23 protein-coding genes are annotated in these 25,719 nt (G+C 74.6%); 8 read left to right on the forward strand and 15 right to left on the reverse strand.

The window, feature by feature from the left end:
* Positions 1-31 precede the first annotated feature (31 nt).
* Positions 32-1,189, forward strand: coding sequence for a GNAT family N-acetyltransferase (locus ACSDG8_RS12250; protein ID WP_210896509.1), 1,158 nt, complete (start codon positions 32-34; stop codon positions 1,187-1,189).
* Positions 1,186-2,286, forward strand: coding sequence for a GNAT family N-acetyltransferase (locus tag ACSDG8_RS12255; RefSeq protein ID WP_210896511.1), 1,101 nt, complete (start codon positions 1,186-1,188; stop codon positions 2,284-2,286). The genes ACSDG8_RS12250 and ACSDG8_RS12255 overlap by 4 nt, the downstream gene beginning before the upstream one ends.
* Positions 2,287-2,333: 47 nt before the next feature.
* On the opposite strand, the gene hpf is transcribed toward ACSDG8_RS12255, so the two are convergent.
* From hpf to mtrA, 5 genes are all read right to left on the reverse strand, one after another.
* Positions 2,334-2,978: a ribosome hibernation-promoting factor, HPF/YfiA family gene (hpf, locus tag ACSDG8_RS12260; protein ID WP_166457271.1), complete on the reverse strand. Its 645-nt coding sequence runs from the start codon at positions 2,976-2,978 to the stop codon at positions 2,334-2,336.
* A 250-nt stretch (positions 2,979-3,228) separates the two neighbouring features.
* A complete protein-coding gene (locus ACSDG8_RS12265; RefSeq protein ID WP_210896513.1) occupies positions 3,229-3,933 on the reverse strand; it encodes a ComF family protein in 705 nt (234 codons plus the stop codon).
* 7 nt (positions 3,934-3,940) lie between these two features.
* Positions 3,941-5,740: an LpqB family beta-propeller domain-containing protein gene (locus ACSDG8_RS12270; RefSeq protein ID WP_439427886.1), complete on the reverse strand. Its 1,800-nt coding sequence runs from the start codon at positions 5,738-5,740 to the stop codon at positions 3,941-3,943.
* Complete coding sequence (gene mtrB, locus ACSDG8_RS12275; protein ID WP_439428044.1) at positions 5,737-7,434, reverse strand: MtrAB system histidine kinase MtrB; 1,698 nt, start codon at positions 7,432-7,434, stop codon at positions 5,737-5,739. The genes ACSDG8_RS12270 and mtrB overlap by 4 nt, the downstream gene beginning before the upstream one ends.
* Before the next feature lie 70 nt (positions 7,435-7,504).
* A complete protein-coding gene (gene mtrA / locus ACSDG8_RS12280; protein ID WP_210896517.1) occupies positions 7,505-8,194 on the reverse strand; it encodes an MtrAB system response regulator MtrA in 690 nt (229 codons plus the stop codon).
* 214 nt (positions 8,195-8,408) lie between these two features.
* Between mtrA and ACSDG8_RS12285 the strand changes: the two genes are divergently transcribed.
* From ACSDG8_RS12285 to ACSDG8_RS12305, 5 genes are read left to right on the forward strand one after another with little or no spacing between them, the layout of a single operon-like run.
* Positions 8,409-9,254, forward strand: coding sequence for a hypothetical protein (locus tag ACSDG8_RS12285; protein WP_210896519.1), 846 nt, complete (start codon positions 8,409-8,411; stop codon positions 9,252-9,254).
* Complete coding sequence (locus tag ACSDG8_RS12290; protein ID WP_210896521.1) at positions 9,251-9,850, forward strand: DUF4129 domain-containing protein; 600 nt, start codon at positions 9,251-9,253, stop codon at positions 9,848-9,850. Before ACSDG8_RS12285 ends, ACSDG8_RS12290 begins: the two co-directional genes overlap by 4 nt.
* Entirely contained in the window at positions 9,847-11,142 is a 1,296-nt protein-coding gene (locus ACSDG8_RS12295; protein ID WP_210896523.1) for a DUF4350 domain-containing protein, read from the forward strand. Before ACSDG8_RS12290 ends, ACSDG8_RS12295 begins: the two co-directional genes overlap by 4 nt.
* A complete protein-coding gene (locus ACSDG8_RS12300; RefSeq protein WP_030501401.1) occupies positions 11,139-12,116 on the forward strand; it encodes an AAA family ATPase in 978 nt (325 codons plus the stop codon). Before ACSDG8_RS12295 ends, ACSDG8_RS12300 begins: the two co-directional genes overlap by 4 nt.
* A complete protein-coding gene (locus ACSDG8_RS12305) occupies positions 12,113-13,423 on the forward strand; it encodes a DUF58 domain-containing protein (RefSeq protein WP_439427887.1) in 1,311 nt (436 codons plus the stop codon). Before ACSDG8_RS12300 ends, ACSDG8_RS12305 begins: the two co-directional genes overlap by 4 nt.
* Here the strand turns inward: ACSDG8_RS12305 and ACSDG8_RS12310 are convergent.
* Positions 13,401-14,354 carry a stage II sporulation protein M gene (locus tag ACSDG8_RS12310; protein WP_210896527.1) on the reverse strand — a complete coding sequence of 318 codons (954 nt, stop codon included), beginning with the start codon at positions 14,352-14,354 and terminating at the stop codon, positions 13,401-13,403. The genes ACSDG8_RS12305 and ACSDG8_RS12310 overlap by 23 nt on opposite strands.
* A gap of 41 nt (positions 14,355-14,395) precedes the next feature.
* Between ACSDG8_RS12310 and ACSDG8_RS12315 the strand changes: the two genes are divergently transcribed.
* Positions 14,396-15,370: an RDD family protein gene (locus ACSDG8_RS12315; protein WP_307856179.1), complete on the forward strand. Its 975-nt coding sequence runs from the start codon at positions 14,396-14,398 to the stop codon at positions 15,368-15,370.
* A 48-nt stretch (positions 15,371-15,418) separates the two neighbouring features.
* Here ACSDG8_RS12315 and efeB read toward each other — a convergent pair whose 3' ends face one another.
* From efeB to ACSDG8_RS12360, 9 genes are all read right to left on the reverse strand, one after another.
* A complete protein-coding gene (efeB, locus tag ACSDG8_RS12320; RefSeq protein ID WP_210896530.1) occupies positions 15,419-16,741 on the reverse strand; it encodes an iron uptake transporter deferrochelatase/peroxidase subunit in 1,323 nt (440 codons plus the stop codon).
* Positions 16,738-17,868 carry an iron uptake system protein EfeO gene (efeO, locus tag ACSDG8_RS12325; protein WP_210896532.1) on the reverse strand — a complete coding sequence of 377 codons (1,131 nt, stop codon included), beginning with the start codon at positions 17,866-17,868 and terminating at the stop codon, positions 16,738-16,740. The genes efeB and efeO overlap by 4 nt, the downstream gene beginning before the upstream one ends.
* Positions 17,869-17,891: 23 nt before the next feature.
* Positions 17,892-18,818 (reverse strand): iron uptake transporter permease EfeU, encoded by a 927-nt coding sequence (gene efeU, locus ACSDG8_RS12330; protein WP_210896534.1) that lies wholly within the window; start codon positions 18,816-18,818, stop codon positions 17,892-17,894.
* Positions 18,819-19,005: 187 nt separating this feature from the next.
* Positions 19,006-20,505, reverse strand: coding sequence for an adenosylhomocysteinase (gene ahcY / locus ACSDG8_RS12335; RefSeq protein WP_030501394.1), 1,500 nt, complete (start codon positions 20,503-20,505; stop codon positions 19,006-19,008).
* Positions 20,506-20,804: 299 nt separating this feature from the next.
* Complete coding sequence (gene manA / locus ACSDG8_RS12340; RefSeq protein ID WP_210896536.1) at positions 20,805-21,965, reverse strand: mannose-6-phosphate isomerase, class I; 1,161 nt, start codon at positions 21,963-21,965, stop codon at positions 20,805-20,807.
* A 3-nt stretch (positions 21,966-21,968) separates the two neighbouring features.
* A complete protein-coding gene (locus ACSDG8_RS12345; RefSeq protein WP_210896538.1) occupies positions 21,969-22,991 on the reverse strand; it encodes a cation diffusion facilitator family transporter in 1,023 nt (340 codons plus the stop codon).
* A gap of 28 nt (positions 22,992-23,019) precedes the next feature.
* Entirely contained in the window at positions 23,020-24,216 is a 1,197-nt protein-coding gene (locus ACSDG8_RS12350; protein WP_210896540.1) for an SIS domain-containing protein, read from the reverse strand.
* A complete protein-coding gene (locus tag ACSDG8_RS12355; protein WP_091418686.1) occupies positions 24,213-24,419 on the reverse strand; it encodes a Trm112 family protein in 207 nt (68 codons plus the stop codon). The genes ACSDG8_RS12350 and ACSDG8_RS12355 overlap by 4 nt, the downstream gene beginning before the upstream one ends.
* 198 nt (positions 24,420-24,617) lie before the next feature.
* Positions 24,618-25,622 carry a hypothetical protein gene (locus ACSDG8_RS12360; RefSeq protein WP_439427888.1) on the reverse strand — a complete coding sequence of 335 codons (1,005 nt, stop codon included), beginning with the start codon at positions 25,620-25,622 and terminating at the stop codon, positions 24,618-24,620.
* Positions 25,623-25,719 lie beyond the last annotated feature (97 nt).

The following is a 25,719-nucleotide window of genomic DNA, read 5'->3' on the forward strand; positions in this document are numbered from 1 at the left end:
CGTGCGCGAACGATCCGGCACGATGGCTCGGATGGAGCCTGTGGAGATCATCGAGGACGGCCTGTTGCTGCGCCCCTGGCGGGCGGAGGACGCGGACGCGGTGCACCGTGCCTGCCAGGATCCGGACATCCAGCGCTGGACCACCGTACCTCGCCCGTACCTGCCCGGGCACGCCGCCGAGTTCGTGACCACGTTCAGCGCGACCGCCTGGGCCGAGGGCACCGGCGCCCCGTTCGCGGTCTGCGACGCCGGCACCGGTGAGCTGCTCGCCTCGTGCGGCCTGGTCTCCGTGGACCGCGAGCTGGACTCGGCCGAGGTCGGCTACTGGACCGCCCCGTGGGCCCGCGGCCGGGGCGTCGCGGTCCGCGCCACCCGCGCGCTCGCCCGCTGGGCGTTCGACGCGCTCAAGCTGCGCCGGCTCACCTGGCAGGCCGAGATCGGCAACCACGCCTCCCGGCTCGTCGCGCTGCGCGCCGGTTTCCGGATCGAGGGCGAGCTGCGGCTGGCCCACCCCGCCGAGGGCGGCCGTCCGGAGGGCTGGATCGGCTCCCTGTTCCCGGCCGACCTGGCCGCGCCCGGCGACCCGGTGCCCTACGGCCCGGACACGCTCCAGGCCCGCCGCGCGGCGGTCTTCGGCCGCCCGCAGCCGGTCCTGTTCGCCACCGCCGCCGGCGCCGAGCTGCGGCTGCGCGCGCTGGAGGAGCGCGACCTGCCCGAGGTGACCCGCACCTGCCAGGACGAGCAGACGGTGCGCTGGACCACGGTGCCGCACCCGTACCGGCCGGAGCACGCCGAGGGCTTCCTGCGCGACCTGGTCCGCCCGGCCTGGGCCCGGGGCACAGCCGCGACGTTCGCCGTGGCCGACCCGGACGACAGCTACGTCGCCTCGATCGACCTGCGCATCCTGCCCAACGACCCGCTGGTGGCCGACGTGGGCTACATGACCGCGCCGCACGCCCGCGGCCGGGGTTACCTGCCTGCTGCGCTCACCGCGCTCTGCGCCTGGGGTTTCACCACGCTCGGCCTGGCCCGGATCGAGTGGCGGGCCAACGTGGGCAACACCGCGTCGCGGCGGGCCGCCGAGAAGGCCGGCTTCACCGTCGAGGGCACGCTGCGCGGCGGCGTCCAGCACCGCGGCGAGCGCCAGGACGCGTGGATCGGCGCGCTGCTGCCGGAGGACCTGGTGTGACCCCGGAGACGATCGAGGGGTACGGCGTCCGGCTGCGGCCGTGCCGGCTCGCGGACGTGCCGGACATGGTGGCCGGATGCAACGACCCGGAGATCCGCCGGTTCATGCCCCTGCTGCCCGATCCCTACGACGAAGACGCCGCCCGCTGGTGGATCACCGAGGGCTCGCCTGCGGCGTGGGCGGCGGGCGGGGCCGCGTACACGATCGCCGACCCGGCCACCGACCGGCTGCTCGGCAGCATCGGTCTGAGCCGGCTCAGCGCGGAGCGGGCGAGCTACGAGATCGGCTACTGGGTGGGTCCCTCGGCGCGCGGCCGGGGCGTGGCCACAGCCGCCACCCGGCTGCTGACCGAGCGGGCGTTCGCCGCCGGGGCGGCCCGGCTGGAACTGCTCACCCGCACGGAGAACGTGCCGAGCCAGCGGATCGCGCTCGCCTGCGGCTACCGGCACGAGGGGGTGCGCCGGGCGGCGAGCGCGGGCGCCGTACGCGAGGATCTGATCGCCTGGGTGCGGCTGGCCGGCGACCCGTCGGGGCCGGTCCCCCGCCTGCTGCCGGACCTGCCCGGCGGCCGGCTCACCGACGGCGTCGTGACGCTGCGCCCGGTGGAGCCGGCGGACACCGACGTGCTGTTCCGCCTGCACTCGCTGCCGGAGGTGGTGGCGAACCGGGTGCCGCCGGTGACGCCGGAGCGGGCGGCGCTGGCGCGGCGCTGCCAGCTGGCGGCGAGCCGCTGGCTGGCCGGTGAGGCCGCCGACCTGGCGATCCTCGACGCGGCCACCGGCGCTGTCGTCGGCGGCTGCGCGCTGTTCTACGACGAGCCGGGCACCGGCCAGGCCATGGTCGGCTACAGCCTGCTGCCCGAGGCGCGCGGGCGCGGGCTGGCCGCCCGTACGGTCCGGCTGGTCGCCGGGTGGGCGTTCGGCATCGGGGTGGCCCGGCTCTGGGCCGGCACCCGGCCGGACAACGTCGCCTCGCAACGCGTGCTGGAACGGGCCGGCTTCCGGCGGGAAGGGCTGCTGCGCGGTCGGCTGCCCGGCCCGGACGGCGCCCGGGTCGACTCGGTGGTCTACGGCCGGCTCGCCACCGACGAGGACTGAGACGGGCCCTCACGCACGCGTGGGGGCCCGTCTCACCGGTCAAGGGGTCACGTGTCGAGCTGGATGATCCCGTAGTCGTACGCGTGCCGCCGGTAGACCACGCTCGGGCGGCCGGACTCCTTGTCCTGGAACAGGTAGAAGTCGTGGCCGACGAGTTCCATCTGGAACAGCGCGTCGTCGACGGTCATCGGGTCGGCGGGGTGGACCTTCGCCCGGGCGATGTGCCACGGCTGGTCGTCGGGTTCGACGTAACCGTCCTCGTCGGGACGTTCGGCGACAGCGGTGGCGGCGCCGTGGCCGTCGCGCGCCGCCAGGCCGGGCCCGTCGAGGTCGGCCACCGGCAGTCCGGCGGTCGCGGCGGCCACTGAGATCGGCGCGTGCCGACCCCGGTGCACCCGGCGGCGGTCCGCCGCGCGGCGGAAGCGGGTGTCCAACTTGGCGATTGCGGCGTCGAGCGCGCTGTAGAAGTCGCTCGTGCATGCCTCGGCCCGGATCACCGGGCCGCGCGTGACGCAGGTGATCTCCACACGCTGGCAGTGGTCCGCCTGGCGTGGATTGCGCTCGTGGAACAACTCGACGTCCACGCGAATGAGCTTCTGGTCGTAGCGTTCGATCTTCGCGAGCTTCTCGGCTACGTGCACCCGGTAATGGTCCGGCACTTCGACGTTACGGCCCTTGACCACGATGTCCACGTGACCTCCCTTGTTCGGACGGTCGTTCGGTCCGGAGAATCCGGTCGACCCGCCCGGGAGGGCCCCGCTCGGCGTCGACCGGTGGTGTTCGGCTACGCCTCCTTCCAGCGCCGGGGGAAGGTTGGCATCCTCTCTACCCCCGACACCGAAACGCTAACTCGTGTACCGCCAACCGTCACCCCTGGTTGCCGAAAGGGGTTGCGGAATTTAACACCTCATACACCATGGGGTGAAACGGATACACGAAGCGTCACCGAAGGTGCCGCTTTTGCGTTGCGGCGAGCACCGCCACGGCCTTTGGCGTCATTCCCGCGCGGTGCAATATCCGGCTCACCGCCGCCAGCGTCGCGCCGGTGGTGACGATGTCGTCGAGCAGCACCACAGACCCGGCTGGCCGGTGCCCGGCAGGCGGGCGGCGCAGCCGGAACGCGGCCTCGGCGGCGGTGGCCCGTCCGGCGCTGTCGAGCGTCACCGAGTCGGGCCGGGGCAGCGCCCGCAGCGGTCGCAGCACGCGTACCGGCCAGCCGGCCGCGCGCAGCCGGGTCGCCGCCGGGCGGACCAGCCGGTCCAGGTGGTCGCCGTAGCGGGCCCGGGCGGCGCGGGCGGTGTCCGGCACCGCCACCAGGGTCACCGGGCCGGGCGGCCCCACCGCCTCGGCGACCACCTCCGCCAGCAGCGCGCCCAGCGGCCGGGCCAGCCCGTGCCGGCCCCGTTCCTTGTACGCGAGCAGCGCCTCGCGCAGCGCCCCGCCGTACGGGCCGAGCGCGACGCAGGGCGGCAGGCCGGGTGGGGCCGGATCGGGCCGGGCCGGCGCGGGACGCAGCGACTCCAGTTCGCGTACGCAGCCGGGGCAGAAGCCCTGCCGCAGCCGCGCCGATCCGGTGCCGCAGCCCGCGCACCCGGCGGGCAGCACCAGGTCGGTCAGGTCCGACCAGAGCCCGCCCAGGTCACGCACGGGCGGCTCAGTAGAGGAAGAACGGGGCGGTCGGGTTGGTCGCCCGGCTGCCCGCCGGGACGTCGAGCACCTGCTCCCGCTTGACGAAGTCGAACGGGTTGTTCCGCCAAGCCGCCCCGTCCGTCTCGAACATGAACGAGAACGCGGCCAGGCCGCGGTCGCTGCCGCCCGGGTAGCCGGCGAGCTGGGTGACCGGGGCGCCGATCTCCACCGCCAGCGGGGTCTCCCACACGCCGTCGACGCTGAGCTGGTGGATCGCCGAGCGCCGGTCCGGCTCGTTGCCGGCCAGCGCCAGTTCGTTCTCCGCCACCCAGTCCACCACCGTCACGCCGGTGAGCAGGGTGGTCACCCGGCGGGGCTGGCCCAGGCGGACCACGCCGCCGTCGACGCTCACCGCGGCGACGTAGAGCGCGCCGCCGCTGACCAGGGCGATCCGGTGGCCTTCGAGGGAGCCGGAGACGGCGGTGACCGGGCCGGGGACGGACAGCGGGATCTCACTCATCCCGCCCACCCCGTCGAACCGGTAGAGCCGGCCGTCGGCCGCCACCAGGCCACCCGGCCGGGCCTTGTTCAGCGACCGCAGCCAGGTGGGGCGGCTCATCGCGCGGAACGTACGGTCGTTCGCCGTGAGCGTGGCCAGCGGGTCCCCGCCGGAGCCGACCTTGAGCCGCTTGCGGTTGTCGGCGCCGTTCACGACGAGCGCGGCCAGCACCTGGTCGTCGGCTCGGGCGAGCGCGGCGGAGACCACGTTGCGGTTCTCCTCCGCCGGCAGCGGCACGGCGGCCCGCGGCTCGTTGCCGAACGCCAGCGGGCGCACGGCCCCGTCGTAGACGCCCAGCCGCATCGGGTTCGCCCCGCGCGGGTACGCGACGACCGAGACGCGCTCCCGCCGGAGGTCGACGGTCAGCCGCTTCTGATTCTGGATCTTGAGGTCGACCATGCCGTCCAGGTCCGACAGGGACCACGCCAACTGGGTGCCGAGCCGGTTCAGCCGCTGCTCGTTGGCCCCCGGCATGTTCAGGTTGATCTCCCAGTGCCCGTCCGTCCCGGTCGCGTTGTTGATCAACTGGGTGCCCTCGGGCAGTCCGGTCACGCCGGCGGCCAGCCAGTCCGAGGGGCGGTCCGCCAGCCACCTCATCACCTCGGTGATCGACCGCTCGGTCGGCGCCGAGGAGAGCAGATAGCGCTGGTCCGGCACCAGCCGGGTCTGGTCCGAGTTCCAGAAGTAGACGGTGCGGGGACGGTAGTACTCACGCATCGCCGAGTCGCTCGTCAGCAGCACGTTCGGCGCCTCGGTGATCAGCAGTCCGGTCCCGGCCGGCTCGGCCCGGCGCAGCTCGAAGACGTACTGCGTGTCGCTGGCCACCGGCGGGCCGAGCGTGCCGTCGGCCCGCAGCACGCCGACCTGCTGCACCTTCAGCGTCACGGTGCTGGTGCCCTGGTTGTTCGGCGGCGTGCTCTCCGGCTTCTCCCGCAGCCGCACCACAGTCAGCTCGACCTCGCTGGTCTGCGGCTTGCCCGGGAGCAGGTCGCGGGACTCCTCGGCGAGGAACTTGCGGGCCCGGGCGTACGCCTGGTCGCGTTCCCCGGCCGCCGCGGCCCGCAGGTAGTTCTCGATGAACGGCACCGGCTCGCTGCTGTCGGCCGGCTCGGGCGGCCGGGCCGCGCTGCCGTTCAGGGCCCCGCCCTGCGCGGCCGGCACCGACCCGTCGATCTGGACGTCGGTCTCACTCGGGATGCCGCAGCCGGTCAGCGCGGCCGGCAGCAGGGCGGCGGCCAGCAGCAGGGCCAGAGCGCGGCGGCTCACGGCCGGACCTCCGCCCGGTCGCCCTCGGCGGCGGGCTCCACGCTCAGCGCCCCGGCGCCGGCGCCCGGGCCGATGGCGAGCAGGCCGCCGTCGCGGGGACCACCGAACGGCACCGTGGCGTCGGCCGGCACCAGCCGCAGCGGCGACGTGGTGAGCCGGTCCCCGGCCCGGGCCGGCAGCGTGAGCCGGAACTGGGCGCCCTGGCCGGGCGCGCCCCACGCCTCCAGCCAGCCGCCGTGCAGGCGGGCGTCCTCCAGGCTGATCGACAGGCCGAGCCCGGTGCCGCCGGTCTGCCGGGCACGCGACGGGTCGGCCCGCCAGAAGCGGTTGAACACCAGCTTCTCCTCCCCCGGCTTGAGGCCGACGCCGTGGTCGCGCACGGTGATCGCCACCGCGCTGCGGTCCTGGCCCAGGGTGATCCGTACCGGCTTCGCCTCGCCGTGCTCGACCGCGTTGCCGACCAGGTTGCGCAGCACCCGCTCCACTCGGCGGGGGTCGACCTCGGCGATCACCGGAGTGTCCGGCAGGTCCAGCTCGATCGTGACGCCGACCCGCTCGGCCAGCCCGGCCAGCCGCTCGGTCACGCGGTGCACCACGGGCACCAGGTCGGTCGGCTCGCTGTCCAGCACCGCGAAACCGGCGTCGAACCGGCTGATCTCCAGCAGGTCGGTGAGCAGCTCCTCGAACCGGTCCAGCTCGGCCTGGAGCAGCTCGGCGCTGCGGGCCACCGCCGGGTCGAACTCGTCCCGCTCGGCGAAGATCAGGTCGGCGGCCATCCGGACCGTGGTCAGCGGCGTGCGCAGCTCGTGCGAGACGTCGGAGGTGAACCGGCGTTGCAGGCGGGACATCTCCTCCAGGCGGAGGATCTGCCGTTGCAGGTTCGTCGCCATCTGGTTGAACGAGGCGGCCAGCAGGGCGAGGTCGTCCTCGCCGGAGACCACCATGCGCTGGTCGAGCAGGCCGGCGGAAAGCCGCTGCGCGGTGCGCGCGGCCACCCGTACCGGGGTCACCACCAGGCGGGTGACCAGGGCGGCCAGCAGGCCGAGCAGGAGCACGAGCGCAACGCCGGTGGCGACCACCGTGGCCCGGGCGTCGGCCGCCGTCGCGTCCTGCCGGGCCAGGGGTACGAGGTAGTAGAGCTCGACCTGCCCGAACTTGGTGGGCACCGGGGAGCCGTAGACGAGGTATTTGGTGCGCTCGCCGCCGAGCGAGCCGGTGCGGATCTGGTGGGCGACCTTGCCGGAGGCCACGGTGGCCCGCAGCTCGTCGCCGATCACCGCGCCCACCGGCACCTCGGGCGTGGTACGCGGCTCGATGAACTCGGCGAAGTTGTCGGCGGTGATCGCCACCACGACGCCGCTGGTCTGCGTCGGGTCACCGCCGGCCAGGTAGTTCACCGTGCCGTCGATGGTGTTCTGGAGCTGCGCCTCCTGCGGCTGGCTGTAGAGGTTGAACTGCTTCGCCGCGTACTCGCTGCCGTTGCTCAGCCGCAGCCGCACGTCGGTCTCGGCGTTCTCCAACAGGATGTTGGTGATCTTGTCGGCGATCAGGTAGGCGAAACCGCCCACCAGGAGACTCGACGTCACCAGCGTGATGGTGACCACACGGACCTGGAGCGACCGCCGCCAGGCCTGGTGCACCGCGGCCACCAGCCGCGCGACCCGGCCGCTCAGGGCGAGCCAGAGCGCCCGCACGGCGTGGAACCGGCGGGTCTCGGGGGTCGGCGTGTCCGGCAGCGGGGTGGTCACCACAATGCTGACCAGGCTATCCGGTACCCGCCTTGTAACCCACGCCCCGCACGGTCAGGATGATTTCGGGTCGCTCCGGATCCGGCTCGATCTTGGCGCGCAGCCGCTGCACGTGCACGTTCACCAGGCGGGTGTCGGCGGCGTGGCGGTAGCCCCAGACCTGCTCCAGCAGCACCTCGCGGGTGAAGACCTGGCGCGGCTTGCGGGCGAGCGCGACCAGCAGGTCGAACTCCAGCGGGGTCAGCTTCACCTCGTCGCCGTCGCGGCTGACCGTGTGGGCCGGCACGTCGATGGTGATCTGGTTGCCGGGCGGCCCGATCGTCAGCATCTCCGGGGCCACGTCCTCGCCCCGGCGCAACCGGGCCCGCATCCGGGCCACCAGTTCCTTGGGCTTGAACGGCTTGACCACGTAGTCGTCGGCTCCGGACTCCAGGCCGAGCACCACGTCCACGGTGTCGCTCTTGGCGGTCAGCATCACGATCGGCACGCCGGACTCGCCCCGGATGGCGCGGGCCACGTCGATGCCGCTCATGCCGGGAAGCATCAGGTCGAGCAGGACGATGTCGGGTCGGCTGTCGCGGAAGGCGGCCAACGCCCGTTCGCCGTCCGCGACGAAGGACGGCACGAAGCCCTCGCTGCGCAGCACGATGCCGAGCATCTCGGCGAGGGCGGGGTCGTCGTCGACCACGAGTACCCGGGCTCTCATGGGGTTTATCGTTCCATCCCCGTTCGTCTGGAGGGTTCGGCGTCTCCACGGCACGGTAGCGCCGAGCGGGCCTACGCACCACAGCAAGCGGCGTGGCCGCCCAGCGTGGCGCGTCAGGGCGGACGGGTCCACCGGATGCGGACCCGCCGTGCAACCATGATCCCTCGGGCGACACGCCGCCCGCCACCTCCGCCCTGCCTGCCCAGGAGTACGCGTGCCCGACGCCGGCCCGACCGCGGTGCTGCCGCGCCGTCCGCTGACCGTCGGCGAACTGCTCGACGCGGCAGTGCTGCTGCTGCGCGATCACGCCCGGGTGCTCGTCCCGCTCGCCCTCCTGCTGGCCCTCGCCGAACAGGCGGTGCTGCACCCGCTGCGGCTGCTGGTCGAGGCCGACCCGCCCCAGTGGTGGCCGGCGGACATGGGTGACTCGCTGCCCTGGTACTGGCTGCTGCTGGCGACCGGCGCCGGCACCGAGGCGGCGATCATCGCGCTGCTGGGCGGCCCGGCCGCGCGTGGCGCCGGCGCGGCCCTGCTGGGGCGCCGTCCCGGGGCGGCCGAGCTGCTGCGCGGCTCCCGGCCCGGCGTGGCGGTGCTGGCCGCCGTCGTGATCGGCCCCGTCGTCGCGCTCGCCGCCCTGACCGGGCCGGGCTGGTTCCTGGCGTACGGGCTGCTCGGCCTGGTGGTGCCGGTGCTGGTGCTGGACGGGGTGCCCGGACACCGGGCGCCGTGGCGGGCGATGCACCTGGCGGGCCGGGTGAGCGCGCGGGCCGCCGCCGTCCGGCTGCTGGGCTACCTGGGCTGGTGGCTGATCCGGCTCGGCATCGGGCTCGGCGTCTACCACGGTCTCGGCATGCTGGGCCTGTTCGACGTGTCCGCCTGGGCGCTGCCGGTGACGGTCGCCGCCTTCGCCGCGGTGAACGCGCTGGCGTACTCGGCCCTGGCCTGCCTGGACGCGGTGCTGCACCTGGAGACCCGGATCCGCACCGAAGGGCTGGACATCCGGCTCTCCCGTGCGCCGGCCGGCGTACCGGAACCGGCCCTGCTGGCGGCGCAGCGGTGAGCCGGTGGTGGACCGAGACGGTCGCGGCCCTCGGTGACCTGCTGCCGCTGCCGCTGGTCGCGCTGATCCTGCTGGCGGTCGCGCTGCTCGCCGCCCTGGCCTGGTACTTCTTCCCGGCCTGGGTGCCCCGGCGGCTGCCCCGGTTCACGCTGCCCCGGCTACGGCTGCCGCGCCTGCCCCGACTGCGGCTGCCCCGACTGCGCCGGCGGGCGCGCCGCCGCCGCTCCGACCCGCCGCCGGTACGCGTGCCCGCGCCCCGGACCCCGGACGCCGTCCCGGCCGACGTGCCCGGGCTGGCCGATCGGCTCGCCGCCGAGGGCCGGTACGCCGAGGCGGTCCGGGAACGGCTGCGCGAGATGGTCCGGCTCCTGGTCATGCGGCACGTCGTGGAGCCCCGCCCCGGGCTCACAGTGGTCGAGCTGACCGAGGCGGCGGCCCGCGCCCGGCCGCAGGTGCGGCCGACGCTGCACACCGCCGGGGCGATCTTCTCCGACCTCTGGTACGCCCAGCGCCCCGCCACCGCCGCGCACGACCACCGGATGCGTGAACTCGCCGCCGACCTGCGTCGCGAGCTGACCGGGGAGGAGCCGCGATGACCGCCACCGTGACGCCGGCGGAGACGGCCACCGCGGCGGCGCCGCGCCGTCGGCGGCACCGGCTGCTCGTCCCGCTCGGGCTGGCCGTGCTGCTGATCGTGACCACGCTCGTGCTGCACGCCGTCGACCGGCCCGACACCGACGAGCCCGGCTTCCTCTCCCCGGTCGCCACCGACGACGACGGCGGCAGCCGGCTCGCCGAGGCGCTGCGCGCGCAGGGCGTGTCGGTGCGCCGGGAGACGACGTTCGACGGGGTGCTGCAGACCGCCGGCATCGCGCCGAGCACCGTCTTCGTGCCCGCGCCCGGACTGGTGCACCCGGACCTGCTCGACCGCCTGATCGCCCTGCCTCCGGGCAGCCGTCTGGTGTTGGTCGAGCCCTCCGCGCGGGTGCTCGCCGAACTGGACACGCCGGTCGAGCCGGCCACCCGACGCTGGGCCGCGCGGGCCGTGCCGCCGGACGCGGACGGCACGCCGTGCCCGCTGCCCGAGGCGGTCCGGGCCGGCGCGGCCGCGATCGACCTCCAGCGCTACGCCGGGCCGGCCGAGGTCGACCACTGCTACGGCGGCGCGCTGCTGCGCGTCCCGGGCCGGGTCGAGGTGGTGCTGGCCGGCGCCAGCGACCCGTTCCGCAACGACCGGATCGGCGAGTGGGGCAACGAGGCCCTCGCCACCGGGCTGCTCGGCGGGAACCGCCCGCTCGTCTGGCTCGACCTGCCCGAGCCGGTTCCGGCCCCGACCCGCCCGAGCTGGTCCCCGGAACCGTTCACCGAGGAGCCCGCCCAGGGCGGCGACGGCCGGTCGGAACGGCCCGACCCGCCCGATCGCGCCGACCCGCCGTGGGAGAACCCGCTCTGGGGCGCGTTCCCGCAGTGGTTCTGGGCACTGTTGGTGCAGCTCCTCCTGGCCGGGCTGGTCGTCGTGCTCTGGCGGGCGCGCCGCCTCGGGCCACCGGTGTCGGAGCCGCTGCCGGTGACCGTCCGGTCCGCCGAGACGGTACGCGGCCGGGCGCGGCTCTACCGCCGGGCGGGCGCCCGGGGCACTGTCGCCGAGACGCTGCGCGCCGCCGCGCTGGACCGGCTGCTGCCCCGGCTCAACCTGCCCCCGGACACGCCCGACGACGAGGTTGCCGCCGTGGTCGCCACGCGCGCCGGCGCCGACCCGGAACGGGTGGCCGAGCTGCTCTACGGTCCCGCCCCGGAGAAGGACCGCGAGCTGCTGGCGCTGGCCCGCGAACTGGACGCCCTGACCCGTACCCTGGCCCCGCATCCGAGCGAAGGAGACACCCGGTGACTGGACCTGTCACGACCACCGCCCCGTCCGGCGCCCGCGCCGCCCTGCACCGGCTGCGCGCCGAGGTGGCCAAGGCAGTCGTCGGGCAGGACGCCGTGGTCACCGGTCTGGTGATCGCGCTGCTCTGCCGGGGGCACGTGCTGCTGGAGGGCGTGCCGGGGGTGGCCAAGACGCTGCTGGTGCGGACACTGGCCGCCGCGCTCGACCTGGACGCCAAGCGGGTGCAGTTCACCCCCGACCTGATGCCCGGCGACGTCACCGGCTCGTTGATCTTCGACCAGCGCACCGCCGCGTTCACGTTCCGGGAGGGGCCGGTCTTCACCAATCTGCTCCTGGCCGACGAGATCAACCGCACCCCGCCCAAGACGCAGTCGGCGCTGCTGGAGGTGATGGAGGAGCGGCAGGTCTCCGTCGAGGGCGAGCGCCGCCCGCTGCCCGACCCGTTCATCGTCGCGGCCACCCAGAACCCGGTCGAGTACGAGGGCACCTACCCGCTGCCCGAGGCGCAGCTCGACCGCTTCCTGCTCAAGCTGACCGTGCCGCTGCCGGAGCGGGAGGAGGAGCTGGGCGTGCTCCGCGCGCACCACGCCGGCTTCGACCCGCGCGACCTGCGTGCCGCCGGCGTACGCCCGGTGGCCGGCGCGGCCGATCTGGCCGCCGCCCGGGCCGAGGTGCAGCGGGTGCACGTGGCCGAGCCGGTGCTCGGCTACATCGTGGACCTGTGCCGGGGCACCCGCTCCGCCCCGGCGCTGGAGCTGGGCGCGTCGCCCCGGGGCGCCACCGCGCTGCTGAACACCGCCAAGGCCTGGTCCTGGCTGGCCGGCCGGGACCACGTCACGCCGGACGACGTGAAGGCGGTGGCCCGGCCCACGCTGCGGCACCGGCTGCGGCCGCGCCCGGAGGCGGAGCTGGAGGGCGTGACGGTGGACGCGGTGCTGGACTCGGTGCTGGCCACCGTGCCGACGCCGCGATGACCTGGCGGGCGGGTCTGCTGCTCGGCGTGGGCGCGCTGACGCTGCCGTTCTGGCCGGCGCCGTTCCTCGGGGTGGTCGTGCTGACCGTCGTGGTGCTGCTGCTGGTGGCGCTCGACCGGGCGATGGCCGCCCCGCCGCACGCGCTCACCGCGACCCGCTCCGGCGACCGTACGGTGCGGCTCGGCGGCACCGCCACCGTCACGCTGCACCTGACCAACCCCACCCACCACACGCTGTACGCCCAGGTGCGCGACGCCTGGGTGCCGTCGGCCGGGGCACGCCCGGACGTGCCGCCGCAGCGCCTGCTCACCGTGCCGCCCGGCGGCAGCGCCACGCTGCCGGTCCGGCTCACCCCGACCCGGCGCGGCGACCGGCCCGCGGTGGCGCTGACCGTACGCTCGTTCGGGCCGATGCGCCTGGGCGCCCGGCAGCGCGCCGGACAGCCCGCCACACCCCAGTGGACGCTGCGGGTGCTGCCCCGGTTCGACTCGCGCCGGCACCTGCCGGAGAAGCTGGCCCGGCTGCGGGTCATCGACGGCGTGCAGGTGACCCGGGGGCGCGGCCACGGCACCGAGTTCGACACGCTGCGCGAGTACGCGGTGGGCGACGACGTCCGGTCGATCGACTGGCGGGGCAGCGCCCGCCGGGCCGACATCCTGGTCCGCACCTGGCGCCCGGAGCGGGACCGGCGTCTGGTCTGCGTGCTGGACACCGGCCGAACCTCGGCGGTCCGGCTGGGCGACGAGCCCCGGCTGGACACCGCGATCGACGCGGCGCTGCTGCTCACCGCGCTCGCGGCCCGCGCCGGTGACCGGGTGGACCTGCTGGCGGCGGACACCGAGATCCGGGCCCGGGTGACCGGCAGCGGCCGGCCGGCCCTGCTCGCCCGGCTGGTCGAGGCGGTGGCGCCGCTGGAGCCGGCGCTCGCCGAGACGGACTTCGAGCTGATCGCCGGCGAGGTGCTGCGCCGGGAGCGGCAGCGCAGCCTGGTGGTGCTGTTCACCGCGCTGGAGGCGGGCGCGATCGGCGAAGGGCTGCTGCCGGTGCTGCCCCGGCTGGCGACCCGGCACCGGGTGGTGCTGGCCGCCGGCAGCGACCCGGTGCTGACCGGGCTCGCCACCGCCACCCCGGCCGGGCCGGACGACCCGTACACGGCCGCGTCGGCGTGGCGGGCGCTGGCCGAGCGGGACCGGGTGCGCGCCGCGCTGTCCCGCTACGGGGTGACGGTGGTGGACGTGCCGGCGCACCGGCTCGCGCCGGCCGTCGCGGACACCTACCTGCGGCTCAAGTCCCTCGGCCAGCTCTGACCGCGCGCCGGCCGAGCACCAGCGCGTACGCGAGGAAGGCCAGCCACACCGCGGCGCCGGCCGCCACGCGGACCGCGACCGGCAGCGGCGCCGGGGTGACGAACGCCTCGACCAGCGCGGAGACCGCGAACAGGCCGACCAGACCGGCCGCGACCACGACGGCGAGCCGTCCCGCCTCGGCGACCGCCCGGCCGCGCCCGAGGTCCGCCGGCGGGGCGATCCAGGCCCAGGCGGTACGCAGTCCGACTCCGGCGGCGACGTAGATGCCGGTCAGCTCAAGCAGGCCGTGCGGCGTGATCAGGCCGAAGAAGACGTCGGCCCGGCCGTAGGAGACCATCACGCCGCCGACCACGCCGATGTTCAGCGCGTTCTGCCACAGCAGCCAGAGCACCGGCACCACGAGCACGCCGGCGGCCAGGCACTGGGCGGCCAGCCAGGCGTTGTGCGTCCACAGGTGGAACGCGAAGGTGGGCGCGGCGAACTCGGTGTAGTAGCCGGCGAAACCGGAGTCGACGAGGTCCCGGGCGGCCTCGTCACCGATGAACGCGGCGGCGGTGTCCGGGTTGCCGGCGACGAACCAGATCAGGAACGCGGTGAGCAGGCTGAACCCGGTGGCCACGCCGCACCACCACGGCCAGGCCCGGTAGAGGGCGGCGGGCAGGTCGGCCACCAGGAACCGGCCGACCGCCGCCCAGGAGAACCGCTGACGGCCGGTGACCCGGGCCCGGGCTGCGAGGACCAGGTGGGACAGCCGGTTCACCAGCGCCGGCTCGGGTGCCCGGGCGCGCAACGCGGACAGGTGCGTGGCGCTGCGCTGGTAGAGCGCCACCAGCTCGTCGACCTCGGCCGCGTCGAGACGACGCCGCCCGGTCAGGTACTCCAGCCGCCGCCATTCGACGTTGTGCTCGGCCACGTACGCGTCGAGATCCACTCGCCCTCCCCCGTTCGGCGTCCATGGTGTTCACTGTCGGGGTGCGCGCGCAACCTCCCCCACCGCCCCGATGGGCCGACGCCGGTCTGGTCAGCGGCGAGGCGGTGGAGCTGGACGTCCGGGTGGCCCGGCTGGGCTCCCGGGTGCTCGCCCTGCTGATCGACGCGGTGATCCAGCTCGTCCTGGTCGTCGTGCTCGGCGCGGTGCTGGGGATGGTGGCGCTCGCCCTGCTCGGGGACTTCCTCGACGCCGCCCTGGCCGGGGCGCTGCAGATCGTGCTCCTGGTGCTGGTGCTGATCGGCTACCCCGTGGTGATGGAACGTTTCGCCGGTGGCCGGACGGTCGGCAAGCTGGCCGTCGGGTTGCGGGTGGTCCGGGCCGACGGCGGCCCGGTGGGGGTGGGCCAGTCGCTGACCCGGGCGCTCGTCGGCGTCGCGGTGGAGTGGCCCGGGCTGGTGCTGCCGCTGCTGAGCTGGGCGGCGAGCGTCACGGTGATGCTCACCGACCCGCGCGGTCGCCGGCTGGGCGACCTGGTCGCCGGCACGCTCGTGGTGCACAGCCGGGGCGCCGCGCTGTGGCGGCCGCTGCCGCCGGCCGCGCCGCCGCTGCTGGCCTGGGCCGGCACACTCGACCTGACCCGTCTCGACGACGGGCTGGCGCTGGCCGTCCGGCAGTACCTGGACCGGTTGCCGCAGCTCGCCGAACCGGAGCGGCTCCGGCTGGGCCGGGGGCTGTGGACGGAGGTCGCGGCGGTCACCTCGCCGCCTCCGCCGTGGGCCGCGCCGGACTGGGCGTACCTGTCGGCGGTGCTCGCCGAGCGGGGGCGACGGGCCGCGCACCGGCTGGGCCGCAGCCGGGCGGTGGCCGCCACGCTCTGGCCGGAGCTGGTCCCGGCGCCCGCCGTCGCGCCGGGGATCGTCGTGCCGGGCCCCGCCGGGCCGGGTGCCGCCGGGCCGGGCACGGGCCGGCTGCGGCCCGCCGCGCCGCAGGTCGCACCCGATCCGGTACGCCGCTGAGCGGGCCCCGGGAGAGCTGAGCCGGCCCCGAGGAGCGCTGAGCGGGCCTCAGGAGAACAGCGCGCGCCCCCACCAGTCGGCCGCGTCGCGGATGCCGGGCGGGCAGGCGAACAGGCCGCTGGAGACGTGCCGCAGGTACTCGTTCATCGCGTCGTTGCGGGCCAGCCGGGTCTGGATCGGCACGAACTGGCGGCGCGGGTCGCGCTGGTAGGCGATGAAGAACAGCCCGGCGTCGAGCCGGCCCAGCCCGTCCGAGCCGTCCACGAAGTTGTAGCCGCGGCGCAGCAGACGCGCCCCGCCGTTCGTGTCCGGGTGGGCCAGCCGCACGTGCGCGGTGTCGGCGATGAGCGGCTCGCCGTCGTCGCCCTTGGCGGCGAAGTCCGGCTCGTCGAACTCGTCCCGGCGGCCGAGCGGGGCGCCGCTGCCCTTGGTCCGGCCGACGATCATCTCCTGCTCGGCCAGCGGGCTGCGGTCCCACGTCTCGATCAGCATCCGGATCTTCCGGGTGACCAGGTAGGAGCCGCCGGTCATCCAGTCCGGACCGTCGCCGGGCTGCACCCAGAGCTGGTCGCGCAGCAGGCCGGCGTCCTCGGCCTTGAGGTTGGCGGTGCCGTCCTTGAAGCCGAACAGGTTGCGCGGCGTGGCCTGGTCCCGCGTCGTCGACGAGGTACGCCCGAAGCCGAGCTGCGACCAGCGGACGCTCACCACGCCCATGCCGATCCGGGCGAGGTTGCGGATGGCGTGCACCGCGACCTGCGGGTCGTTGGCGCACGCCTGGACGCAGATGTCCCCGCCGGACAGTTCCGGCCGCAGCGCGTCCCCGGCGAAGTGCGGCAGGTCGGCGAGGGCGGCCGGGCGCCGGGCGGCGATGCCGAAGCGGTCCCGGCCCTGCGCGTCGCGGAACAGCGTCGGCCCGAAGCCCACGGTGAGGGTGAGCTGCGACGGGGGCAGTCCGAGCGCCTCACCGGTGTCGTCCGGCGGAGCCTCGGGCATGCCGCCGACCGCGCCGATCACCCCGGCGTCCTTCCCGGCGGTCATCCGGGCCGCCGCGGCGGTCCACTCCTGGAGCATCGCGACCAGCCGGTCCCGGTCCTTCGTGACCACGTCGAACGCGACGAAGTGCAGCCGGTCCTGGGCCGGGGTGGTGATGCCGGCCTGGTGTTCGCCGAGGAACGGCACGGAACCGGCGGCCGATCCGGTCGCGGACGCCTCGTTCCCGCCGGCGAGCAGCGCGCCCGCGCCGCCCGCTGCCCCGGCGACTCCGGCCACGCCGACGCCGGCCAGGGTGATCGCCCGGCGGCGGGACACGCCCCGGCCGGCGCGCTGCGTGTTCGGCTCGCTCGTGGCGTCGCCGTCGGCCGGGCCGGTCATCGCGCGACTGCCGCCGCGACCTTGCTGACCGGCTCGGCCAGGGCGTTGACCGCGTCCGACAGCTCCTTCAGTTCGGCCTTGCCGAGCTGGGTGTGCAGCTTCCAGCCGTCGCCGGCCCGGTGCCGCCCGAGCGTGGCCTCCACGTTCGCGAACTCGCTGTCGAGCTGCTTGACCAGGTCGGGCGCGCGCTGCTCCAGGGCCGGGCGCAGCGCCGCGATGGCCGCCTTGGAGCCCTCCAGGTTGGCGTTGAAGTCCCAGAGGTCGGTGTGCGAGTACCGCTCCTCCTCGCCGGTGATCTTGCCGCTGGCGACCTCGTCGAGCAGCGCCTTGGCGCCGTTGGCGAGCTGGAGGGGGGTGAGCTTCTCGGCGTTCGCCTTGGCCACGATCGCCTTGACGTCGACCAGGAGCTGGTCGGCGATCGGACCGTCCTTGCTGACGTCGCCGGTGGTCCAGAGGTCCTTCTCGATCCGGTGGAAGCCGGTGAACTCCATGCCCTCCTCGACCACCTCCTCGCGGCCGTCGATCTTCGGGTCGAGGTCGCCGAAGCTCTCCGCGACCGGCTCGATCCGCTCCCAGTAGGTGCGGGCCACCGGGTACAGCGCCTTGGCCTTCGCCACGTCGTTCGCCTTGACCGCGGCCACGAACTCCTCGGTCTTCGTCAGCAGCGCGGCGGTCTGGCTGCGCACGTACCGCTGGTAGCTCTCGGTGGCCTGGGTCAGCGCGGCGTCCGGGGCGACAGTCGCGGCGGCGCCGGAGACCTTCAGCGCGCCCCGGATGCCCCGGCCGCTCATCCCGGGCTTGCAGGCCGTCTCGTACGTGCCGGCGGACAGCTCGACGCGCAGCTCGCGGCTGAGCCCGGGGGCGATGTTCTCCACCTCGCCCATCACCCGGTCACCGGCGGCGTAGACGTAGAACTCGTTGACCTTGGAGCCGTTGTTCGTCACCTTGAACGTGACCTGACCGGCGTCGATCTCGGTGTCGCCGACCTCGCAGACGGTGTCGGTGGCCTTGACGGCGATCGGCCCGCCGCTCGTGGCGTCGGCGTCGTCACCGCCCCCGCAGCCGGTCAGCCCGGCGACGGCGAGCAGCCCGGCGGCGGCGGGCGCGACGAATCGAGTGGTACGCATCGTGCGGGGTCTCCTCGGGTGGTTCAGGCGCGGGGGGACGGAACGGCGACGACGTCGGCCGGCGCGTCGGACGTGTCGGCTGCGGGCGCGGCGGCCGGGACCGGCTCGGCGGGCTGAGCGGGCGCGGCCGGCTTCGCCGGCTTGGCGGGCTTGCGCAGGAAGAGCACGAGCACCGGCACCGCGTACGCGACCCACGCGACCAGTTCCAGCACAGTCGGCGCGGCGGTGATGTTGAACATGCCGGCGAGCAGCGCGCCGTACCAGGTGTTCGGGTCCAGCGTGGTGGAGATGTCGAAGGCCAGGTCGTTCAGGCCGGGCAGGACGCCCGCCTCCTGGAAGTCGTGCACGCCGTACTTGAGGATGCCGGCGGCAACCAGGATGAGCAGCGCCCCGGTCCAGGTGAAGAACCGGCTCAGGTTGATCCGGACCGCGCTGCGGTAGAGCAGGAAGCCGATCACCACCGCGGTGGCGACGCCGCCGGCCAGGGCGAGCAGCGAACCGGGCCCGGTGCCGCCGGCCACGCTCTCCGCGGCGGCGTAGAAGATGAGCGCGGTCTCCAGGCCCTCCCGGATCACCGCGAGGAACGCCATGCCGGCGACCGCCAGGGAGCCGACCGCGAGCGCGTCGGTGAGCTTGCCGCGCAGCTCGCCCGCGATGGTGCGGGCGGCCCGGCGCATCCAGAAGATCATCCAGGTCACGAAGACCACTGCGGCGACCGAGGTGACCGCCTCGAACAGCTCGCGCGACTCGGACGTGCGCAGCAGCGAGGTCGAGGTGTACTGGATCAGGAAGCCGAAGCCGACGGAGAGCGCCACGGCCAGGCCGACGCCGGCCCAGACCTGCGGCAGCCGCTCCCGGCGCTGCGACTTGACCAGGAAGGCGACGAGGATGCTGACCACGAGCGTCGCTTCCAGGCCCTCGCGCAGGCCGATCAGGTACGTGGCGAACATGGAGACTCCGTAGTCAGGCTTGCCTCAGTTAACTTAGGGCAGCCATACCTTGCTCCTGTTCACAGCAAACGTCAAGCTGATCGCTGTAACGTCACCCGGTTCGACATCCGCCGGACTCCCCCCGTACGCGAAAAGGACCGGGACGGCCGCGCGGCGGCCGACCCCGGTCCTTCCGGGAGCGTGGAACTCAGTAGCGGTAGTGGTCCGACTTGAACGGGCCCTCCGGGGAGACGCCCAGGTAGGCGGCCTGCTCCTTGGTGAGCGTGGTCAGCTTCGCGCCGAGCGCGTCCAGGTGCAGCCGGGCGACCTTCTCGTCCAGGTGCTTGGGCAGCACGTAGACGCCGATCGGGTACTCGTCGGTCTTGGTGAACAGCTCGATCTGGGCGATCGTCTGGTTGGCGAACGAGTTCGACATCACGAAGCTCGGGTGGCCGGTGGCGTTGCCCAGGTTCAGCAGGCGGCCCTCGGAGAGCACGATGATCGCGTGGCCGTCGTCGAAGCGCCACACGTCGACCTGCGGCTTGATGTTCTCCCGCGTGACGTCGCTGCGCTTGGCCAGGCCGGCCATGTCGATCTCGTTGTCGAAGTGGCCGATGTTGCCGACGATGGCCTGGTGCTTCATCCGGGCCATGTGCTCGTTGGTGATGACGTCGAAGCAGCCGGTCGCGGTGATGAAGATGTCCGCCTGCTCCACCACGTCGTCCAGCGTGGCGACCTGGTAGCCGTCCATCGCCGCCTGGAGCGCACAGATCGGGTCGACCTCGGTCACCACGACCCGGGCGCCCTGGCCGCGCAGCGACTCGGCGCAGCCCTTGCCCACGTCGCCGTAGCCCATGACGACAGCCATCTTGCCGCCGATCAGCACGTCGGTGGCCCGGTTGATGCCGTCGATGAGCGAGTGGCGGCAGCCGTACTTGTTGTCGAACTTGCTCTTGGTCACCGAGTCGTTGACGTTGATGGCCGGGAAGAGCAGCGTGCCGGCGCGGTGCATCTCGTAGAGCCGGTGCACGCCGGTGGTGGTCTCCTCGGTGACGCCCTTGATGCCGGCGGCGATCCGGGTCCAGCGCTGGTTGTCCTCGGCCAGCGAGCGGTGCAGCAGTTCGAGAATGACCGCGTACTCCTCGGAGTCGGCGGACTCGACCGGCGGCACGACGCCGGCCTTCTCGAACTCGGCGCCCTTGTGGACGAGCAGGGTGGCGTCGCCGCCGTCGTCCAGGATCATGTTCGGGCCCTGCCCGTCCGGCCAGGCGAGCACCTGCTCGGTGCACCACCAGTACTCCGGCAGCGTCTCGCCCTTCCAGGCGTAGACCGGCACGCCGGCCGGGGCCTCGGGGGTGCCCTCGGGGCCGACCACGATCGCCGCGGCGGCGTGGTCCTGGGTGGAGAAGATGTTGCAGGACGCCCAGCGGACCTGCGCGCCGAGCGCGACAAGGGTCTCGATCAGGACGGCGGTCTGGACGGTCATGTGCAGCGAGCCGGTGATGCGGGCGCCGGCCAGCGGCTGGGCCTCGGCGAACTCACGCCGGATCGCCATCAGGCCGGGCATCTCGTGCTCGGCGAGCCGGATCTCCTTGCGCCCGAACGCGGCGAGCGACAGATCCGCCACCTTGTAGTCGCCCTCGGCGAGGGTGCTCGGCCGAGCCTGCGACGACGCGCCGCTGGAGGCCGCGGGGAGGGTGCTGGTCATGGAAGCTCCTGTCGAACGATGTGGTGCGCAGCCTTCCACCTTACGCGCGCGACCCGTCCGGCCGATGCCCGGTTGACCGAGCACACAATCGGCCGGTCGGCGGACAGCGCACGGGGCGGTCGGTCATGGACGGACTTTCCGTCCACGGCCCGGCCGCCCCGTGCATCCCCCCGGTTTGGTTCCCCCGCACGTCATCGGACCTTCGTCGCGACAACGCTGCGTACCCATAGAGTCACACCGCGCCAGTGGACCGTCAAGCTATTTCGGGAAAGTCGGACTTGCGGCTTTCACTCGGACGCTCAGCTGAGACCGCAGGTGGCGACGAACGCCTCGCCGTCCCCGCCCAGCGTCAGCGGACCGCCCGCCGCCGTCCCCACGGCGGCCTGTCCCGCGCCGAGCGTGACCACGCCCACCCCGTCGTCGACTGTGAGCTTCCCGGCCCGGCAGAGCACCACCCGCGGCCCGGGCAGCGTCAGCCGCGCCCCCGGCGACCCGGCGGCCACCTCGACCCGGTGCAGCGCGAAGTCCTCCACCGGCACCGGCCACGTCAGCACCCCGGGCGCCACCGTCTCCGGCCGCAGCACCGGCTCGGTCAGCACCTCGAACCGGAGTACCCGCAGCAGCTCGTCCACGTCGACCCGCTTCGCGGTCAGCCCGCCGCGCAGCACGTTGTCGCTGGCCGCCATGATCTCCACGCCGGTGCCGCGCAGATAGGCGTGCAGGTTCCCCGCCGGCATCCAGATGCCCTCGCCGGGCGCCAGCCGGACGTGGTGCAGCAGCAGCGCCACCACCACGCCCGGATCGTCCGGATAGCCGGCCGCCAGCGCGCGTACCAGCTCCGCGTCCGCCGACGCCGGCCCGGCGTCCGCCGCCGCCAGCACGGCCGCCACCAGCCCGGCGCGCTCCGCCTGCGGCCAGCTCAACAGCAGGCGTACCGCCTCCCGCAGCCCCGCCGGCCCGGCACGCAACGCTGCCACCACAGGTTCCAGCGCGGGTACGCCGAACGCGGCGATCGCCGCCGCCGACTCCCCCGGGTCGCGGAAGCCGCAGAGTGCGTCGAACTCCGAGAGCGCCACCAGCAGCTCCGGCTTGTGGTACGGGTCGACGTAGTTGACCCGCCCCACGTCGGCGGCGTGCCCGGCGCGGGCCTGCTCGGCGTCCGGATGGGCCTGGAGGCTCAGCGGCGCGTCGGCGGCCAGCACCTTCAGCAGGAACGGCAGCCGGGTGCCGAACCGGCCGACCAGCCGCTCACCCAGCCAGTGGCCCGGCTCGGCCACCAGCAACTCGGTGAGGCTGACCGGGCGGCCGTCCCGCTGCACAGTGCCCGGGGCGCCCGGGTGGGCGCCCAGCCACAGCTCCGCCTCCGGCCCGTTGCTCGGCACCGGCCGCCCCTGCAACTCGGCGATCGCGGTGCGCGAGCCCCAGGCGTAGTCGCGGATCCGGCCCTGCAACAACTCCATCGGTCAGCTCCCGGGCCGCCCGGCCACCTCGTCGGCCGTGTGCGCCTCGTCGGCGGCCGCGGCCTCCCGGACAGCGGTCCTCGCCGCCTGCCCGGTGCCCGCCCGCTCTGCCTCCGGGGAGTAGATGTCCGGCTCCAGGTAGATCACCCGGGCGGTCGGCACCTCACGCCGGATCCGCGCCTCGACCGCGTTGATGTCGCGCGCCAGGTCCTCGGCGGTCTCCCAGGCCGGTACCGCGATCTTCGCGGCCACCATCAGCTCCTCCGGGCCCAGGTAGAGCGTCTTCATGTGGATGATCCGCTCGACCTCGGGACCACTCGTGACGGCCTGCTCGATCTTGTCCAGCTCGCCCTGCTCCGCGCCCTCGCCGAGCAGCAGGCTCTTGGTCTCGATCGCCAGCGTGATCGCGATGATCACCAGCAGCACACCGATCATCGCGGTGCCCGCCGCGTCCCACATGCCGTTGCCGGTGATCAGCGTCATGCCGACGCCGAACAGCGCGAAGACCAGACCGACCAGGGCGCCGAAGTCCTCCAGCAGCACCACCGGCAGCTCCGGGGCCTTGGCGCGGCGGATGAACCGCACCCAGGTCTGGTTGCCCCGGACCAGGTTCGACTCCTTGATGGCGGTACGGAAGGAGAAGCCCTCCATCACGATCGCCGCGACGAGCACCACCACCGGCACCCACTGCCAGTTCTCGATCGGGTGCGGGTCGGACGCCTTGTGGTACGCCTCGTAGAGCGCGAACAGGCCACCGATGCTGAACAGCACGATCGCCACGATGAAGGCGTAGATGTAGCGCTCCCGGCCGTACCCGAACGGGTGCTGCGGCGTGGCCTGCCGCTTGGCCCGCCGGCCGCCGAGCAGCAGCAGGCCCTGGTTGCCCGAGTCGGCCACCGAGTGGATCGACTCGGCCAGCATCGACGACGAGCCGGTGAGGGCGAACGCGACGAACTTGGTGACGGCGATACCGAGGTTCGCCGCCAGGGCGGCGACGATCGCCTTGGTGCCCCCGTTTGCGCTCATTCCCCGCCTCGCTCGTCGCCCCGTGTGCTCACTGGTTTGCCAGCTCCTTCATCTCCGTGATGGCCGGTACCGCCATCGGGTCCAGCCCGTGTGCCAGGGCGAGGTAGATCGAGGCGAAGTCGGGGACCGCCACCAGCGACGCGAGCCGCTCCAGCGCGGAGCCGCCCTCGGCGGTCACCACGTCACAGCGCACCCCACGGCGCTCGGCGAGCGTCTGCACCGCGTCCGCGCGGCGCTCCTCCACCGCCAGCGGCTCGTCGGTGTCGTCGTCGGCGTTGAGGCCGCCGTCGCGCAGCAGCACCAGCCGCAGCCGGGTGCCGTCGGACTCGTCGTCGCCCGGGTCGGCGAAGATGTCCCGCTCGCCCTCGGCCAGGCCGCCGAACACGCCGTCGAGCAGGCCGACACGGCCCCGGCCCGCCTCGCCCAGCGCGCCGGCGACCACCGGGTAACGGGCGTTGGCGGACAAGGTGTCGCCGAACCGCCGGGCCGCGACAGTAGCCAGCGGGGACGAGCCCCACACGATCGGGATCGAGCCGGACAGCCCCAGCGCCAGCGACTTCGCCGGATTCACGAAGGACTCCGCGGTCGGCCGGCATCGATCGGCGTCGGCGTCGAGCCGGGCCGCCGTCTCCGCCAGATCGGCCTCGTTGACCTTCACGAGCCCGAGGGTACGGGCGGCGAGCAGAACCGGCACGGTGAGCGCCCAGAGGCTGGCCCGGGCCGGTGCGCGCCGCGGCACCGGGATGAACGGCGCCCGGGCCCGCTCCGCCACCGACTGGAGCTGCGAGTCGGGCGCGCCCACCGCCACCAGCCGGGCCCCACGCCGGTGCGCCGCCTCGGCCGCGCCCAGCGCCTCGGGGCTGCGGCCGGACGCGCTCACCGCGATGACCACGTCCGCCGCGCCCACCCAGCCCGGCACGCCGGCGCTGCGGTGCGGGATGACCGGCACCGGGCAGCGCGGCCCGGCGACAGTGGCCAGCACGTCACCGGTACGCCCGGCGGTGCCGATTCCGGCGATGACCACCGCGCGCGGCCGGCCGTCGTCGGCGAGCACGGACAGGTTGGCCTCGGCGGCCAGCGCCGCCGTCTCGCGCACCTGGGCGCCGGCGGACGCGGTGTGCCGGAGCATGCCGCCCGGATCCCGCTCGGCCAGCAGCGCCGCGTCGTTGAGCAGTGCCTCGTCGGCGTGCCGGTGCCCGCTGACCCCGGCCGTACCCTCCATCACCGCGACGACCCGCCCCGCGCCTCGTCGGCGGCGGGTCCACCGCGCGCCTCGTCCAGCAGGAGCACCGGTACGTCGTCGCGGACCTCGAAGATGCGACCGCACTCGGTGCAGGTGAGCGTCTGCGCCTGCGCGTCGTAGTCGAGCGGGGCATGGTGCGTGTCCGGGCAGGCGAGGATGTCGAGCAACTGCGGGTCCAGGGCCACGGCGCGGCTCCTTCCACGTATGTGGTCTCACCGGTCGGCGGTGCCGATCGGCGCACGCGATCTTATCGGCCAACCGGCCCCGGCACCGGGCCCCGTTCGGCCCCGGTGTCCGTCCTCCGGCCGGGCAGGTGGCGGCCACCGGGTCACGGCGCGACCACCCACCGTCACGGTAACCCCGCGAGCCGGTCGGGTTCGGCCTCAGTCCGGCAAGCGGGGCAGGACACTCGTCGCGTCCCCGCCCGCGGGGGCCGGCGGCATCGGGCCGGCCGCGGGCGGCGTGGGGCTGGGCGCGGGCGGCGTCGGGCCGGGCGCAGGCGCGGGCGCGCCGTACACGTTGCCGGCCGGACGGGGCGCCGGGGCGCCGCCGTACACCGTGGGGGCCGCCCCGGTGGCGCCGGAACGGTAGGTGGTGGTGCTGCGTGGCAGCGGGACCGGCGGCGGGTCGGCGACCGGCCCGCCGCCGCTGCGGTCGGCACGGTTGCGGCGCAGCAGCAGGACGATGAGCGCCGCGCCGACGAGCACCAGCGCAATACCGAACCACATGATCATGGAACCTCCGAACGACGAGTCGTCGGCCGCGGCGGTGGCCGGGGCGACAGCGGCGGCGACCGGCGACGTGTCCGTCGCGTCGGCCGGCGTGGTCTCGCTCGCGCTGGGGGTGGGCGTCGGCGAGGGCTTGCGGGACGGGCTCGGACTCGGCGTAGGCGGCGCGCCCACCAGCCGAGCCGACCCACCGGCCCGGCCGAGCACGTCACCGTTCGCGGCGCTCGCCTCGCCCGCCAGTTCCAGCCGCCCGCCGACGACGCCGGCCAGGAAGGACACCCGGTAGCGCACGGTGACGCCCTTGCCCTTGCACAGCGGCCGGTCGACCGGCGCGACCGCGGCGGTGGCGACCGCGCCGTCACCACCGGAGACCTGCACCGGCGTCCAGCGGCCGTCGGCGGCGACCTGCACCCGCACCTGGTCGGCCCGCAGGCCCTCCAGCCGGAGCCCGATCGCGGTACGCAGCTGCACGCAGCCGTCGGTGCGCTTGCGCACCTCGACAGTCACGGCGCCCGGCGAGCCACCGGCGGTGAAGCTGCCCGCCGAGCGCAGCCCGACCCGGTCGTCCCGGGCCGACGCCGGCGACGCCGGGACGGCGATGAGCCCACCCAGCAGCGCGCCGACCATGGCCCACCGCGCCGCGTGCCGCCCCACCGACATCCCCACCTCACCGTTGCGTCCGGACCGGATCCGCCGGTCAGGTTACTACCGGGCCCGGAGGGTGCCCGCGCATCGACCACGCCACATGTGTGCCGCG

The organism is Micromonospora sp. LA-10 (genome assembly GCF_051853095.1).
Classification (GTDB): Bacteria; Actinomycetota; Actinomycetes; order Mycobacteriales; family Micromonosporaceae; genus Micromonospora; species Micromonospora echinospora_A.